This is a genomic window from Fulvivirga lutea (genome assembly GCF_017068455.1).
Lineage (GTDB): Bacteria > Bacteroidota > Bacteroidia > Cytophagales > Cyclobacteriaceae > Fulvivirga > Fulvivirga lutea.
This window is the reverse complement of the sequence record NZ_CP070608.1, coordinates 2,478,088-2,492,047: the sequence shown is the minus strand read 5'-3', so window position 1 is coordinate 2,492,047 and position 13,960 is coordinate 2,478,088. Positions and strand designations below refer to the sequence as shown.

Genomic DNA, 13,960 nt, shown 5'->3' with positions numbered 1-13,960 from the left:
GCTCTTTCATTGCATTAAACTCAATGAATCATTTTATTTGTCGCTTTTTAAAATCAGAATCATGAAAATTAGATCTTTGATACTCAGCGGAGTATTCGTTTTAAGTACATTCAGTTTAAGCCTGGCCAACGGTCATGGCGAAAAAGATGAGAAGGTAACTTCCTACAAGAAAGAAATAAAGAATATTTATTCTAATTACAAATCTTTTCATTTTCCAACTTTAGACGAAACGTATAAAGACTTTGTTGAAGCTATCGAAATATATAATGAAGATAGTAGTGAGTCTAATTTTATTGAAGTTGAGCACTTAGCTGATAAGATTAAGTTTTTCCATAAACTGAAGGAAGAAGAAAAATGGCATGATGAGGCAATTAGTAACCGCTATTTCGATTTATCTGCAGAAGTTTTTCAATATAAAAGAAGGGTTGATAACTTATTCATAGTTGAACGTGGTTCAGGCTCATTTTATGGAGGTATGGAAAATCATACTAACAGTGTAATTCAAAAGAAAAGGTTGTACGAAGCTGGAATGTTGGCATACGAAGAAAACCTGAAAGAGGTAAAACACACTAATCATTGCGACTATGCTCAAAGAATAGAATACCTAACAGAAAACAAAAATCTGTTGGTGAAAATGGAAACTATTTTAGCAGCCGATGACACAAGAGATTTTGAAAAATCACTAAAAAATTTAGAGGATACTGAAAAAATAAAAGAATTAATCTTTAATTATCAGATAGATTAATTCATATTTGTAATTCAAATGCAATTATTCAGCGCAACATATAACCATCATCACCATCATCTGTTACATCATCAGATGCATGGAAGTTGTATGTTTTAACTAGAATCAAATACCTAATTATAAACGAAAGGCTTGTCATGCGACAAGCCTTTTTTTATTTCTAAAATTTCAAATTCAATATGTCACAAAAAATCAGAATTGCAGTCCAAAAATCAGGGAGACTTCAGGAGCAGTCCGTTAAGTTGCTCAAAGAATGCGGTATTTCTTTTGGAAATGGTTCAAGCAAATTAAAAGCCGAAGCCGACAATTTTCCAGCTGAAATATTATTTCTAAGAGACGATGATATCCCAGAATACATTGAAGATAATGTTGCTGATATCGGGATTATTGGCGAGAATGTTTTTCTAGAAAAGCAGAAGGAAAGTGAGTTGGTGCTAAGACTTGGTTTCGCCAAATGCAGACTTTCAATAGCTGTTCCAAAGTCTGAAGAATATCAATCGTCAAACTGGCTGAATGGTAAAAAAATTGCTACCTCCTACCCAGTTATTGTTGAGAATTATCTCTCAAAGAATAATATAGCAGCAGAGATCCACGAAATCAGTGGTTCGGTGGAAATAGCCCCTGGTATAGGCTTAGCAGATGCTGTTTGTGACATTGTAAGCACAGGAAGCACTTTACTTACCAATGGCCTAAAAGAAGTTGATACTGTAATGAAATCAGAAGCGATACTAATAGCCAGCAAAAGTCTAAACCCTGAAAAATCCGCTTTACTCAATGAGTTAGTTTTTAGAGTAAATGCTGTAAATGCTGCTAAATCTAACAAGTATCTCCTACTTAACGCCCCAAACGACTCAATTGAAGCCATAACACAGGTACTACCAGGTATGAAAAGTCCTACAGTAATGCCTTTGAAAGAAAAAGGCTGGAGCTCATTGCATAGCGTGGTGAACGAAAATGATTTTTGGAGTCAGATTAGTCAGTTAAAAGAGTTAGGCGCTCAAGGAATATTAGTAATACCTATCGAAAAAATGATTGTTTAAAATGGAAGTAATTAAATATACATCAATCGAAGATTTAGAATCTGCTTTAAAAAGACCGGAACTGAATACGGAATATTTGACTGGTACTGTCAAAAATATTTTGCAACGTGTGAAAACCTCTGGTGATGCAGCATTATTTGAACTAACAGAACAGTTTGACAAAACTAAACTGGATCAACTACAAGTTGATGCAAAAGAAATTGAAGTAGCTGCTAATGAGGTTTCACAAGAATTAAAATCAGCAATTCTTCAGGCTAAGTTGAATATAGAAAAATTTCATGCCGCTCAAAAAAGAGAGCCATTAACCGTTGAAACAATGCCTGGGGTTAAATGCATGAGGAAATCAGTACCCATTGAAAAAGTTGGATTATACATTCCAGGAGGTACTGCACCACTCTTTTCAACCGTATTAATGCTTGGAATACCAGCTCAGCTTGCTGGTTGCAAGAAAGTAGTGTTATGCACACCGCCAGATAAGAATGGTAAGATTAACCCAGCAATTCTGTACTCTGCTTCAATTGTGGGTATTAGCCAAATATATAAAGTTGGAGGTTCGCAGGCTATAGCAGCTTTAGCCTATGGAACTGAATCAATACTCAAGGTAAATAAGATATTCGGGCCGGGTAACCAATATGTGACTAAAGCCAAACAACTGGTTAATATGGAAGGAACTTCTATTGATATGCCTGCCGGACCCTCAGAAGTTGCGGTAATTGCAGATAAAAATGCCGATCCAGCTTTCGTAGCAGCAGACCTCCTTTCACAGGCTGAACACGGTGAAGACAGCCAGGTGCTTCTTCTAAGTGATTCTGATCAATTGATTGATTCAGTCTTAAAAGAAATAGAAGAGCAATTAAAAGAATTACCAAGAGTAGAAGTAGCTAAAAGGTGCTTATCACTAAGTAAGGCCATTTGTACTAAGTCTCTTGATAAATGTATTGAAATATCAAACAACTATGCACCAGAACATTTAATTATTAATTGTGAGGATGCTGAAAAAATTGCAGAAAAAATAACGCAAGCTGGTTCCGTTTTTATTGGGGCATATACTCCTGAATCGGCAGGTGATTATGCGTCTGGAACCAATCACACCTTACCCACCAATGGAGCCGCAGAAGCTTATAGTGGAGTGTCGCTCGATTCGTTTATGAAGGAAATTACTTTCCAACAAATCACAAAAGAAGGCATTAAAAACCTAGGACCAGTAGTAGAAACAATGGCTGAAGCTGAAGGCTTAATGGCTCACAAGAATGCAGTATCAATCAGACTAAATGAATTAAAAAGATGAATATAAATCAATTGGTCCGACCCAACATTCGAGCAATGAGGCCATATTCTTCAGCACGTGATGAATATCAAAGTACTGATAAAGTAACACTATTAGATGCAAATGAAAACCCCTATAATACCGAATATAACAGATACCCTGATCCGTATCAAAACTTGTTAAAGTACAAGATTAGTGAGGTCAAAAATATAGACAAAGAGAACATTTTTTTAGGTAATGGAAGTGATGAGGCAATTGATTTAATCTTTAGAATATTTTGCGAACCCACCATTGATAATGTTGTAATTCCTGATCCCACATATGGCATGTATGAAGTAGCAGCTGCAATACAAAATATAGAGGTCAAAAGAATTCCATTAGGTACAAATTTTACTCTTTCAACTAAGGAAATATTAGAAGCAACAGACAGTAGAACGAAAGTTATTTTTATATGCAATCCTAACAATCCAACCGGCAATGCTTTTGATGAATATGACATCTTTCAACTTCTTGAAAACTTTAATGGAGTAGTAGTGATCGATGAAGCCTATATCGATTTTTCTGAATCGAAATCTCTTATAAATCGAATTAAAGATGATAACAATTTAATTGTACTACAGACATTTTCAAAGGCTTGGGGGCTTGCAGGTTTACGTTTAGGAGTTGCATTCTCAAACCCAGAAATCATACAACTCTTCAACAAAGTTAAGGCGCCATACAACCTTTCATCCACTACTCAAAAACAAGCCTGTAAACTCATCGACAGGAAAAAAGACATACTTAACAAAGAAGTAAAAGAACTCATAGAAAATAGAAAATCAATGATTCAAAAACTTCAGAAATTGGCAGTGATAGACAAAATCTATCAGTCGGAAACCAATTTTTTACTGGTGAAATTTAAAAATCATCAAGAAGCATATAACCAATTAAAAATCAATGGTTTAATTGTTCGTGACCGATCTACAGCTTTAAACTGTAATGGCTGTTTGCGCATTACTATCGGAACACAAGAAGAGAATGAAAAAGTACTCAAAACCTTAGAAACATTATGAAAAAAGTATTATTCATAGATCGTGACGGAACGCTTATTTTAGAGCCTGAAGACGAACAAATTGATAGTTTAGATAAGCTGGAATTTTATCCTGGTGTATTTAAGTGGCTAGGAATGGTAGCCAATAATCTGGACTATGAACTGGTAATAGTTACCAACCAAGATGGACTAGGAACCTCATCATTTCCGGAAGAAACATTCTGGCCTGCACACAATAAAATGATTAAGGCATTTGAAAATGAAGGTGTCAAGTTTGATGAAATTCTTATTGATAAATCATTCCCTTCAGACAACTCTCCTACTCGCAAACCCAAAACAGGTTTACTCAAAAAGTACATGAATGGTGACTACGACCTAGCTAATTCTTATGTTATTGGAGATAGGGTAACTGACATTGAACTTGCCAAGAATTTGGGTGCAAAAGGTATACTCATCGGAGGTTCAAATAAGCCTCTCGGAAAGCTTCAATCAAGCTGTGTTTTAAGCACCGAGAACTGGAAAGATATTTATGACTTACTTACTGAAAGAAGATCCAGTATTAGTCGTAAAACCAGGGAGACCGACATTGAAATTTCTTTAAACTTAGACGGCTCAGGGCAGAGTAATATTAGTACAGGTCTTGCTTTTTTTGATCATATGCTGGAACAGATTTCTAAACATGGAAATCTTGATATAGTTATAAAAGTAAAAGGCGATTTAGAAGTGGATGAGCACCATACGATCGAAGATACAGCTATAGCCTTAGGTGAAGCTTTTCAAAAGGCTTTAAGTGACAAAAGAGGTATTAACAGATACGGTTTTCTATTACCAATGGATGATTGTCTTGCGCAAGTTGCCATTGACTTTGGCGGAAGAAATTGGATTGAATGGGATGCAGAATTCAACCGTGAAATGATTGGCAAGATGCCCACAGAAATGTTCTTTCATTTCTTTAAATCATTTTCAGATGCTGCCAAGTGCAACCTAAATATTAAAGCAGAGGGCACTAATGAGCATCACAAGATTGAAGCTATTTTTAAAGCATTTGCCAGAGCCATTCGAATGGCGGTAAAACGTGAAGTTGGAAATAATGAACTTCCTTCAACAAAAGGAATATTATAAATGAAAATAGCTATAATCAAATACAACGCAGGAAATACGCAATCCGTGATTTTCGCATTAAACAGGCTGGGCATCAACCCTACCTTAACAGACAATGCCGAAGAATTGCAATCTGCCGACAAGGTTATATTTCCGGGAGTTGGTGAAGCAGGCAGTACTATGCAGCACTTAAGAGCCAAAGGTCTTGATACCATAATCTACAACCTCAAGCAGCCTGTGTTAGGTATTTGCCTGGGCATGCAACTGTTATGCAAATACTCAGAAGAGGGTAACACAAAATGTATTGGAGTATTCAATACGGAGGTAAAAAAGCTTCAGTCCGAAACCTTAAATGTGCCACATATGGGTTGGAATGAGTTGAAAGCGAAGGATCATGCACTAAATAAACAGCTCATTGATAAGCATATGTATTTTGTCCACAGCTATTATGTGCCCATAACCAATGAGACAATTGCTTCAACAACTTATGGACAAGAGTTCTCAGCCTCTTTACAGAAGGATAATTACTATGCTGTACAATTTCACCCTGAGAAATCGAGCAAACAAGGGCTACAAATGATTAAAAACTTTATTGAATTATGAGAATTATACCTGCTATCGATATTATAGACGGCAAATGCGTACGCCTGAAACAAGGAGATTATAATGCTAAAACCATTTATAATTCAAACCCGGTAGAAGTAGCGAAAATATTTGAAGACAATGGTATCAAATTCTTGCATCTGGTTGATTTAGATGGCGCAAAATCGGGCAAAATTGTTAATTACAAAGTCTTAGAATCTATAGCGCAGGCCACTTCCCTAACCATAGACTTTGGTGGTGGCGTTAAGTCTGACAATGATATTGAACTAGCATTTAACTCAGGAGCTAGCCAGGTTACTTGCGGAAGTATTGCCGTTAAACAGCCAGAGAAGGTTTTTGAATGGATTGAAAACTATGGAAGTGAAAAACTCATTCTGGGTGCAGATGTGAAAAACAAAATGGTAGCCACTAGTGGATGGACAGAAACAAGCTCAGTTACTATTGACAATCTTCTGCTCAATTTCTTACCTAAAAACCTTAGAACGGTAATCTGCACTGATATCAGTACGGATGGTATGCTACAAGGGCCAAATATTGATTTATACAATGAATTATTACATAACCACCCATCAATACGGTTAATCGCCAGTGGCGGTGTGAGTTGTATTGAAGATGTACAGCAGCTTAAAAAGAAAGGCTTGTATGGAGTAATTATTGGCAAGGCCATTTATGAAAATAAAATCTCATTAAAAGATTTGAGTGATTATGCTTAAGAAGAGAATAATTCCATGTCTGGACATTAAGGATGGCAGAACGGTTAAAGGTGTAAATTTCGTAAATATTAGAGATGCAGGTGACCCTGTAGAACTCGCTAAAAGATACGCTGAAACAGGTGCCGATGAATTGGTTTTTCTAGACATCACAGCTACGAATGAAGGTCGTAAAACTTTCGTTCAACTCGTAAAACGTATTGCACAAAATATAGACATCCCATTTACTGTAGGAGGCGGTATTTCTTCTGTTGAGGATGTTGAACCATTACTTCAAAATGGTGCTGATAAAGTTTCAGTTAACTCTTCGGCTGTTAAAAGACCGGAATTGATCAATGAATTAGTAGCAGCTTATGGCACCCAATGCATTACCGTAGCAATAGATGCTAAAAACGTAGATGGCAAATGGTTGGTGCATACCCACGGTGGTAGCAAGCCAACAACAAAACTTCTATTTGATTGGTCAAAAGAAGTAGAGCAAAGAGGTGCCGGTGAAATACTTTTTACAAGTATGGATAACGATGGGACAAAAAACGGATTCTCTATCAATGCATTAAATGAATTAAGCAAAGTAGTGAACATTCCAATAATCGCCTCGGGAGGTGCCGGTACTAAAATTCATTTTTTAGATGTATTTCAAAAAACGAATGTGGGTGCTGCATTAGCTGCGAGCATTTTTCACTTTGGCGAAATATCAATTCCAGATTTAAAAAATTACTTAAAAACAGAAAACATAGACGTAAGATGATACAACCAGATTTTTCGAAAGGGTTAGTGCCAGCAATTATTCAAGACTATTTCACTAATAATGTCTTAATGCTGGGTTACATGAACGAGGAGGCGCTGAGTAAAACAGCAGATGAGAAAAAAGTCACCTTCTTCAGTCGTTCAAAAAATAGATTATGGACAAAGGGAGAAACCTCTGGCAACTACCTACTGGTAAAGTCTATTGAAGTAGACTGCGACAAAGACACACTATTGATTAAAGCAGCCCCACAAGGACCAACCTGCCACAAGGGTAACGATACATGTTTTGGTGAGCAGAAAAACGAATCGAATGATCTTAGCTTTCTGCAAAATACGATCAGTAATCGCAAAGAAAACCCAAAGGAAGGTTCTTACACGAATGAGTTATTAAATAATTTAAATAAAGCCGCTCAAAAAGTAGGTGAAGAGGCCGTTGAACTTGTGATTGAAGCCAAAGACAATAACGAAGAACTTTTTCTGAACGAAGCAGCTGATTTGATGTATCACTATCTCGTTTTATTAACCGCTAAAGATTACAAACTAGATGACGTTATTCAGGTACTAAAAAAACGTCATAGCTAACCTTGTTGTCAACTGCCTTACATCTGGTAATCAATTACAATGATTATACTTGCATTATGAGCAAGACCAAATTGATAAAGGGGCATCCTTACGAGGCATATTCTAAAGAAACATACTCCGAAGAAGAAGTTGTAAAAAGAAGCTTAGAATACTATCAATGGCTGGATAAACGAAGAACGGTAAGGGAGTTTTCAGATAAGCCCATACCCAAAGAAGTTATCGAAAATATCATACTGTCAGCCTCCACAGCCCCTTCAGGTGCTCATAAACAACCTTGGTCATTCTGTGTGGTGAGCAACCCTGATTTAAAGAAACAAATAAGAGAAGCCGCTGAAAAGGAGGAATATGAAAGCTACAATGGTAGAATGACTGAGGATTGGTTGAAAGATTTAGAGCCACTAGGCACTGACTGGCATAAGCCATTTCTTGAGATAGCTCCATATCTAATTATAGTCTTTAAAAAGGCCTACGACCTTTGCCCTGAAGGCAAGAAAAAGAATAATTATTATGTGAATGAATCCGTTGGTTTAGCGGCTGGATTTTTACTCACAGCCATTCATAATGCCGGATTGGTAGCACTAACACATACTCCAAGTCCAATGAATTTTCTTACAAAATTGTTGGAACGACCTGAAAATGAACGGCCAATGCTGTTAATACCTGTAGGTTATCCTGTAGCGGAAACCTGGGTGCCTAATCTCGGAAGGAAGCCTATAGAAGAAATAGCTACTTTCTACGAATAATTACTGATCCATCATCTCAGAGAAATCCTCCACATCAAACTTGATATCGTCTTCACCTATCTGATCAAATGGATTTTCAAGGTGGCCTTGGATGTTATCTAAGCTTACAAGAATAAAACTGAATACAATAGGCATTGCATACATTAAACCCTCTGAATAATGTTCAGAAACTGACACGAAGTACGGGCCGTATAGCACTGGAAAAGAATAAATAAATACCTTGCTATATGCTCTTAAGGTAACAGGAGTTCTATAGTGCAATATGACTTTTAGATTTTCCATGGCCACCATAATTTTGCTAATGTACTGGCTTACTCTTGACATCTCTCCCACCTGCAAACCATGGTCTCGGAATTTCTTAGCAATGGCAGAGAATTTCGAAATCTGTTCATAAATAAGCCTTTCTGATTCATGTTCTGTTTTAGGGTCGCTCACGAAAAAGTCTCTGATACGAGAATATATCTGCAAAAGCTCAGATTTAATCTCCTTTTGAAAATCCTTATCATCATCAACCCAATCTCTTGAAGCATGATAAAGGGCTATTATATGTGCTTTAAAATCACCTAGTAGACCAAGTGCTCTTTCTCTGCGCTTATAGGCACTGTCAATTGAAAATACCACCGGAAATACGATAGCAATAGCTACCAAAGTGAGCGGGAAATCTGCTACCACCTGATACTTTTCACAAAGCCAGGTGCTCACCACAGCTAGTGCCGTTACAATAAAAGTTTTATAATTTATTATTAAATAAAGGCTCTTAATTACTTTCATCAGTATTGTAAATTATGAAGCGAATATAGATAAACCAGACCATGTTAAGAAATTGTTAAGTAAACTACTTTACGTATGTAGATATCGCTTCTTAAAATCTAACTTTTCTATATTTTTGCCGCTGAATTTAAAATTTTAGAAATGGGAAGAGCATTTGAATATAGAAGAGCAGCGAAAGAGAAACGTTGGGACAAAATGTCCAAGGTATTTCCAAAACTAGCTAAAGCCATTACGGTAGCTGTTAAAGAAGGTGGAGCAGACCCCGAAATGAACGCAAAGCTACGTACGGCTATTCAGAATGCTAAGGCTGAAAATATGCCTAAAGATAATATTGAAAATGCCATTAAGCGTGCTGAGGGCAAGGATGCTGCAGAATACACTGAAATTAATTATGAAGGAAAAGGACCTCATGGCGTTTTAGTTTTTGTGGAATGTGCTACTGATAATGCAAATAGAACTGTAGCCAATGTGAAAAGCTATTTCAGTAAGGCAGGTGGCAGTTTAGTTCCTACCGGCTCGTTGGAGTTTATGTTTGACAGAACGGCTGTTTTCGAATTTGTTAAAACTGAAGGTATGGATCTGGAAGAGCTTCAATTAGAATTGATTGATGCAGGAATGGAAGAAATTGAAGAAAAGGATGACAAAGTGTTTGTGTATGGAGATTATACCAACTTTGGCAATATTTCTACAGCTCTTGAGAACCTTAACATTGAAGTGGAAAAATCATCTCTAAAAAGATATCCTACAACTCCTGTAGAGTTTACTGAAGAACAGATGGAGGAAATAGAAAAAATGCTGGATAAGATTGAGGACGATGATGATGTACAGGCAGTTTTTACAAATATTGCCTAAGTGAATCGAAACCCTAAAGTCTTATATAAAACAGCAGGTCTTATACACTGGGCATTACTCATACCCATGCTGTTCTTTTCGATTTTTACATTTATCAATAATGTATCCGGTAGCCAAATGAAAAATTCCGGATTAGACCAGTTGATCTACATACCTATGCTATTGATTGTAGTTGCTTTGACGCTAGGTCGATTTCTTTATGCTAATACACTATCTAAGGCAAAAGGAAAATCCTTCTATGAACGAATGCAAGCGTTTATGAGTGCCATGATCATAAGAGATGCCTTTTTTGAAGTAGCAGGAATAGCGGCTGCTGTTGTTGGATTTCTCACCGGAAATAACCTTATTCTCCTGCTGATCATACTAATTGTAATTCAATTCTACCTGAACAGACCTACCTATCTAACAATAGAAAATGATCTGAAAGCGACTAGAAATGAAATGGAAATACTAAAAGCTTAGAAGATAATATTTTCGTAAACACCTTCATTACACGTTCTGCAAGACAGCTTACCTGTTAAGGCACTTGGCTTAAACAGTGATTTACCCATCACCATACGCACACATTCCTGAATACCTTCTGTTATTGAAGGGTGTGGATGTACGCATTCAGCAAGTTCTTCAATACCCTTATCCATACTAATAAGCAACGCTACCGCTTGTATAGCACTTGATGCGTGGTTGCCTACCACACGCATACCGAGTATTTTCATAGCATCATCATTGGTAACAAGCATTTTTATGAATCCTTGTGTGTTACGTTTGGCTATTGCCCGAGGTATGCAGGCGTAATCAAGTGTTACTACTTTATAGGCAATGCCTTTTGCTTTTGCCTGAGTTTCATTGAGACCTACGCCCGCCACTTCAGGGTTTAGGAACATTATGGTGGAAATATTTTCATACACCAATTTTCTCTGAGGCTTCCCGAAAATCTTTTCTACCGCATGTCGTCCTTCCAATTCACCCACATTAACTAATGCTATATCAGCTGTAATATCTCCAACTGCATAAATGTTGGAAACGCTGGTTTGTGTCTCATTATCTTCAATACCCCGCTTATTTAATGTAATAGGCACTGCATCAGCCCATAGGTTTTCATAATTAGGTATTCTACCTACAGAAACTAAAGCCCTCTCAACATTAAAAACCTCTTTGGAGCCATCGTCATACTCTAGCTCATACTCCACTCGCCCATTCACAATATCCATTCTGATGAGCTGAGAATTACGGTGAATAAGTACGCCATTATTCTCCATGTTACGCTCAATCACTTTTACAATATCCTCATCTTCAAATGGAAGAATACGGTCACCTTTGTCAATTAAATGAACTTTGGTTTTACCAAAACCAGAGAAAATGGTGGCGAATTCACAACCAATAACACCCGCACCTAAAATCACCATACTTTCCGGAAAATCGTCCATCTGCTCAATACCATCGCTGGTGAGTATTACCTTTTCATCAATAGGAATTTCCGGTAACTTTCTTGGCCTGCTGCCTGTCGCTAATACCACATATTCCGCATAAATCACCTCTTTACCACCGTCTGATGTTATTTCTATTTCGTGCTCATTAAGAAGCTTTGCAGAACCTTTTTTAAAGTCTAATAAATCAGAGAATTGAGAGTTTTTTAACAAATCCATATGATCAGTGAGTAGCTGCTTTCTTTCAGCAACTGCACCTCTCACCTCTTGTTGTACTTCTTTAAAACTTACGTCTGGTGCTTTGAGGTTGAACCGCTTTAAATTTTTATTAATAAGGTGCGTTTCTCGAGAAATCTCCCACCATGTTTTGGATGAGAGCGCACCATTCGTTACTCCGGCACCTCCCACATTATTTTTCTCAATTAATAATACCTTTTTTTTGAAGTCCAGTGCCCGCATTGCAGCAGCATAGCCTGAGGGGCCGGCACCTATTACTACTAGATCGTATTTAGTCATAATAACTACAGACAGATTATTTTCTAAATATAACCAATTATCTATCAAATCATTAATGATTAAAAATATCCATTTTTTCGTTACATTGTTGCAACAATGATCTCTCCCAAACCAAACTGGTTGTTTAAAATCTCTAAGATGTTGCAAAGTGCCAGAGCCATTGCGATATCTGCGATTGTAAGTGCTGTTTTACTTTACACGCTAATTTATCAACTCTACCCCTACGCAAACTATGAATCAGGCTTTGTGATAGCTATTATAATTGCTCTCATTGTTGGGTACCCCATGGGAAGATTGGTAACTATTTATGGTAATGAAATCAGGTTTCAGAATAAAGAAATTAGAAAGAATAACGAAATCAAAAATCAGCTAATAAGTATACTCGGTCACGACATAAAGGGGCCATTGAACAATGTGAAGAAGTTGCTGGAATTGGCTAATTCAGATCATATAACCAAAGAAGAGCTGCAAAAAGTAACATCACAATTACACAGCGATGTAGATAGCACGCTTGTACTCACGAACAACCTAATTAACTGGATTAAAATTCAAAAAATAGATTTTAAACCTCAGCATAAATATTTTAAAATTAAAGACATAATAAACGAAACTATTGACTTATACAGACCAATCGCGAAGAATAAATCAATACAACTAGTAGCTCAGTTGCCTGAAGAGGAAGAAATGCAATGCGATGCTGAAATGTGTAAGATAGTCCTGCGTAACCTGGTTTCTAATTCTATAAAATACTCACATGAGGGAGGTAAAGTTGAGATCACTGTTTCTCAAGATTCAAATGATATTATTTTTGAAATAAAAGACACAGGTATAGGTATTGACAATGAGCAAGCCGAAAAACTCCTAAAAGATGAAGTTGTATCGAGCGAGTTAGGCACAAATAAAGAAAAGGGAACAGGAATTGGTCTTCATTTGTCCAAAAAAATTATAGATCAGTTGGGTGGTGAAATATGGTTAGAAAGCAACTCCAATGGAACTGCTTTCTATATTAAACTTCCACAACATCAGGCAGTCGACTAAGCAAACATCAGCTTTTTAGTTATTCGATCATTTAAAAGCATACGCACTTCATGTATTGATTCGAATAACTCTTCAAATGAATCAATGATGAAATACCTATCCTGAAAAATATCTTTGCGGTAAGGCGTATTAAGAATTTGATCTACATTATATTCAAAATGCTTCGGTTCATTGCTTAAACTGAATTTAGTCTCACCAGCTGAAGATAGAATTCCGGCTCCGTAAATTCTCAAACCAGAAGACTCACGTATCAAACCAAATTCAACAGTAAACCAATATACACGAGAAAGCAGATCAATAGCTTTTACATCACCGGCATGTTCAACAGCTATTTGACTTAGTGCTTGAAGAAAGTCTACAAAAGGCTGATTGACAAGTAGAGGCACGTGGGCAAAAACATCATGAAACATATCTGGCTCTTCCAAGTAATCCAACTCACTCATTTTTCTTAGCCATGTTGTTGCAGGAAACTTCTTATTGGCCATTAATTCAAAAAACAGCTGATCATCTACAATACCCTCTACAGCCACCAACTCCCAACCAGTGGCTTCACGCAGTATTTTATTGGTCTTCTCAAAGTTTGGAATTTCATCATTTGTAAAATTAATCCTATCGAGACCTGCCAGATATTCTGCCGTTGCTGCGGTTGGAAGGTTTTTAATCTGTCTGTCAAAAAGTATCTTCCATACCTTATGATCTTCTACCGTGTAGTTATCATAAACCTGCTGCATGTTTTTCAGTGTTGGAATACTTCTTTTTTCAGTTGCTTTCATAGTTGTTAACAGTTAAAA

At 36.8% G+C, this 13,960-nt stretch carries 16 protein-coding genes; 13 read left to right on the top strand and 3 right to left on the bottom strand.

Going from position 1 to position 13,960, the window contains the following annotated elements:
• The first annotated feature begins 61 nt into the window (after positions 1 to 61).
• The 10 genes from JR347_RS11260 (at position 62) to JR347_RS11215 (ending at position 8,568) form a co-directional block, all read left to right on the top strand.
• Positions 62 to 745 carry a hypothetical protein gene (locus tag JR347_RS11260; protein WP_205720705.1) on the top strand — a complete coding sequence of 228 codons (684 nt, stop codon included), beginning with the start codon at positions 62 to 64 and terminating at the stop codon, positions 743 to 745.
• 179 nt (positions 746 to 924) lie between these two features.
• Entirely contained in the window at positions 925 to 1,785 is an 861-nt protein-coding gene (hisG, locus tag JR347_RS11255) for an ATP phosphoribosyltransferase (protein ID WP_205720704.1), read from the top strand.
• A gap of 1 nt (position 1,786) precedes the next feature.
• Positions 1,787 to 3,073 (top strand): histidinol dehydrogenase, encoded by a 1,287-nt coding sequence (gene hisD, locus JR347_RS11250; protein ID WP_205720702.1) that lies wholly within the window; start codon positions 1,787 to 1,789, stop codon positions 3,071 to 3,073.
• A gap of 35 nt (positions 3,074 to 3,108) precedes the next feature.
• Complete coding sequence (hisC, locus tag JR347_RS11245; protein WP_235689641.1) at positions 3,109 to 4,104, top strand: histidinol-phosphate transaminase; 996 nt, start codon at positions 3,109 to 3,111, stop codon at positions 4,102 to 4,104.
• Positions 4,101 to 5,204 (top strand): bifunctional histidinol-phosphatase/imidazoleglycerol-phosphate dehydratase HisB, encoded by a 1,104-nt coding sequence (gene hisB / locus JR347_RS11240; RefSeq protein ID WP_205720700.1) that lies wholly within the window; start codon positions 4,101 to 4,103, stop codon positions 5,202 to 5,204. Before hisC ends, hisB begins: the two co-directional genes overlap by 4 nt.
• The gene (hisH, locus tag JR347_RS11235) at positions 5,205 to 5,786 is read left to right on the top strand and encodes an imidazole glycerol phosphate synthase subunit HisH (protein WP_205720699.1); all 582 of its coding nucleotides are present in this window, start codon (positions 5,205 to 5,207) and stop codon (positions 5,784 to 5,786) included.
• Positions 5,783 to 6,499, top strand: a complete 717-nt coding sequence (hisA, locus tag JR347_RS11230) for a 1-(5-phosphoribosyl)-5-[(5-phosphoribosylamino)methylideneamino]imidazole-4-carboxamide isomerase (RefSeq protein WP_205720698.1) — start codon at positions 5,783 to 5,785, stop codon at positions 6,497 to 6,499. Before hisH ends, hisA begins: the two co-directional genes overlap by 4 nt.
• Positions 6,492 to 7,244, top strand: coding sequence for an imidazole glycerol phosphate synthase subunit HisF (gene hisF / locus JR347_RS11225; RefSeq protein ID WP_205720697.1), 753 nt, complete (start codon positions 6,492 to 6,494; stop codon positions 7,242 to 7,244). Before hisA ends, hisF begins: the two co-directional genes overlap by 8 nt.
• Positions 7,241 to 7,825 carry a bifunctional phosphoribosyl-AMP cyclohydrolase/phosphoribosyl-ATP diphosphatase HisIE gene (gene hisIE, locus JR347_RS11220; protein ID WP_205720696.1) on the top strand — a complete coding sequence of 195 codons (585 nt, stop codon included), beginning with the start codon at positions 7,241 to 7,243 and terminating at the stop codon, positions 7,823 to 7,825. The genes hisF and hisIE overlap by 4 nt, the downstream gene beginning before the upstream one ends.
• Positions 7,826 to 7,881: 56 nt before the next feature.
• Complete coding sequence (locus tag JR347_RS11215) at positions 7,882 to 8,568, top strand: nitroreductase family protein (protein ID WP_205720695.1); 687 nt, start codon at positions 7,882 to 7,884, stop codon at positions 8,566 to 8,568.
• Here the strand turns inward: JR347_RS11215 and JR347_RS11210 are convergent, their stop codons facing one another.
• Positions 8,569 to 9,339 carry a bestrophin family ion channel gene (locus JR347_RS11210; RefSeq protein WP_205720694.1) on the bottom strand — a complete coding sequence of 257 codons (771 nt, stop codon included), beginning with the start codon at positions 9,337 to 9,339 and terminating at the stop codon, positions 8,569 to 8,571. It abuts the gene before it with no gap.
• Between the two features lie 141 nt (positions 9,340 to 9,480).
• Here JR347_RS11210 and JR347_RS11205 point away from each other — a divergent pair, with 141 nt between their 5' ends.
• Together JR347_RS11205 and JR347_RS11200 are read left to right on the top strand one after the other, a co-directional pair.
• A complete protein-coding gene (locus JR347_RS11205; protein ID WP_205720693.1) occupies positions 9,481 to 10,191 on the top strand; it encodes a YebC/PmpR family DNA-binding transcriptional regulator in 711 nt (236 codons plus the stop codon).
• Positions 10,192 to 10,653 (top strand): hypothetical protein, encoded by a 462-nt coding sequence (locus tag JR347_RS11200; protein ID WP_205720692.1) that lies wholly within the window; start codon positions 10,192 to 10,194, stop codon positions 10,651 to 10,653.
• Here JR347_RS11200 and JR347_RS11195 read toward each other — a convergent pair.
• Positions 10,650 to 12,131, bottom strand: a complete 1,482-nt coding sequence (locus tag JR347_RS11195; RefSeq protein ID WP_205720691.1) for a dihydrolipoyl dehydrogenase family protein — start codon at positions 12,129 to 12,131, stop codon at positions 10,650 to 10,652. The genes JR347_RS11200 and JR347_RS11195 overlap by 4 nt on opposite strands.
• 96 nt (positions 12,132 to 12,227) lie before the next feature.
• Between JR347_RS11195 and JR347_RS11190 the strand changes: the two genes are divergently transcribed.
• The gene (locus JR347_RS11190; RefSeq protein ID WP_205720690.1) at positions 12,228 to 13,169 is read left to right on the top strand and encodes a sensor histidine kinase; all 942 of its coding nucleotides are present in this window, start codon (positions 12,228 to 12,230) and stop codon (positions 13,167 to 13,169) included.
• On the opposite strand, the gene JR347_RS11185 is transcribed toward JR347_RS11190, so the two are convergent.
• Positions 13,166 to 13,942 (bottom strand): phenylalanine 4-monooxygenase, encoded by a 777-nt coding sequence (locus tag JR347_RS11185; RefSeq protein WP_205720689.1) that lies wholly within the window; start codon positions 13,940 to 13,942, stop codon positions 13,166 to 13,168. The two genes, JR347_RS11190 and JR347_RS11185, sit on opposite strands and share 4 nt — an antisense overlap.
• Between the last annotated feature and the right edge of the window lie 18 nt (positions 13,943 to 13,960).

Excerpts from the sequence above, each read along its gene's own strand:
- JR347_RS11260 (WP_205720705.1), top strand. The coding sequence starts at position 62 with ATGAAAATTAGATCTTTGATACTCAGCGGAGTATTCGTTTTAAGTACA.
- hisG (WP_205720704.1), top strand. The coding sequence starts at position 925 with ATGTCACAAAAAATCAGAATTGCAGTCCAAAAATCAGGGAGACTTCAG.
- hisD (WP_205720702.1), top strand. The coding sequence starts at position 1,787 with ATGGAAGTAATTAAATATACATCAATCGAAGATTTAGAATCTGCTTTA.
- hisC (WP_235689641.1), top strand. The coding sequence starts at position 3,109 with ATGAGGCCATATTCTTCAGCACGTGATGAATATCAAAGTACTGATAAA.
- hisB (WP_205720700.1), top strand. The coding sequence starts at position 4,101 with ATGAAAAAAGTATTATTCATAGATCGTGACGGAACGCTTATTTTAGAG.
- hisH (WP_205720699.1), top strand. The coding sequence starts at position 5,205 with ATGAAAATAGCTATAATCAAATACAACGCAGGAAATACGCAATCCGTG.
- hisA (WP_205720698.1), top strand. The coding sequence starts at position 5,783 with ATGAGAATTATACCTGCTATCGATATTATAGACGGCAAATGCGTACGC.
- hisF (WP_205720697.1), top strand. The coding sequence starts at position 6,492 with ATGCTTAAGAAGAGAATAATTCCATGTCTGGACATTAAGGATGGCAGA.
- hisIE (WP_205720696.1), top strand. The coding sequence starts at position 7,241 with ATGATACAACCAGATTTTTCGAAAGGGTTAGTGCCAGCAATTATTCAA.
- JR347_RS11215 (WP_205720695.1), top strand. The coding sequence starts at position 7,882 with ATGAGCAAGACCAAATTGATAAAGGGGCATCCTTACGAGGCATATTCT.
- JR347_RS11210 (WP_205720694.1), bottom strand. The coding sequence starts at position 9,339 with ATGAAAGTAATTAAGAGCCTTTATTTAATAATAAATTATAAAACTTTT.
- JR347_RS11205 (WP_205720693.1), top strand. The coding sequence starts at position 9,481 with ATGGGAAGAGCATTTGAATATAGAAGAGCAGCGAAAGAGAAACGTTGG.
- JR347_RS11195 (WP_205720691.1), bottom strand. The coding sequence starts at position 12,131 with ATGACTAAATACGATCTAGTAGTAATAGGTGCCGGCCCCTCAGGCTAT.
- JR347_RS11190 (WP_205720690.1), top strand. The coding sequence starts at position 12,228 with ATGATCTCTCCCAAACCAAACTGGTTGTTTAAAATCTCTAAGATGTTG.
- JR347_RS11185 (WP_205720689.1), bottom strand. The coding sequence starts at position 13,942 with ATGAAAGCAACTGAAAAAAGAAGTATTCCAACACTGAAAAACATGCAG.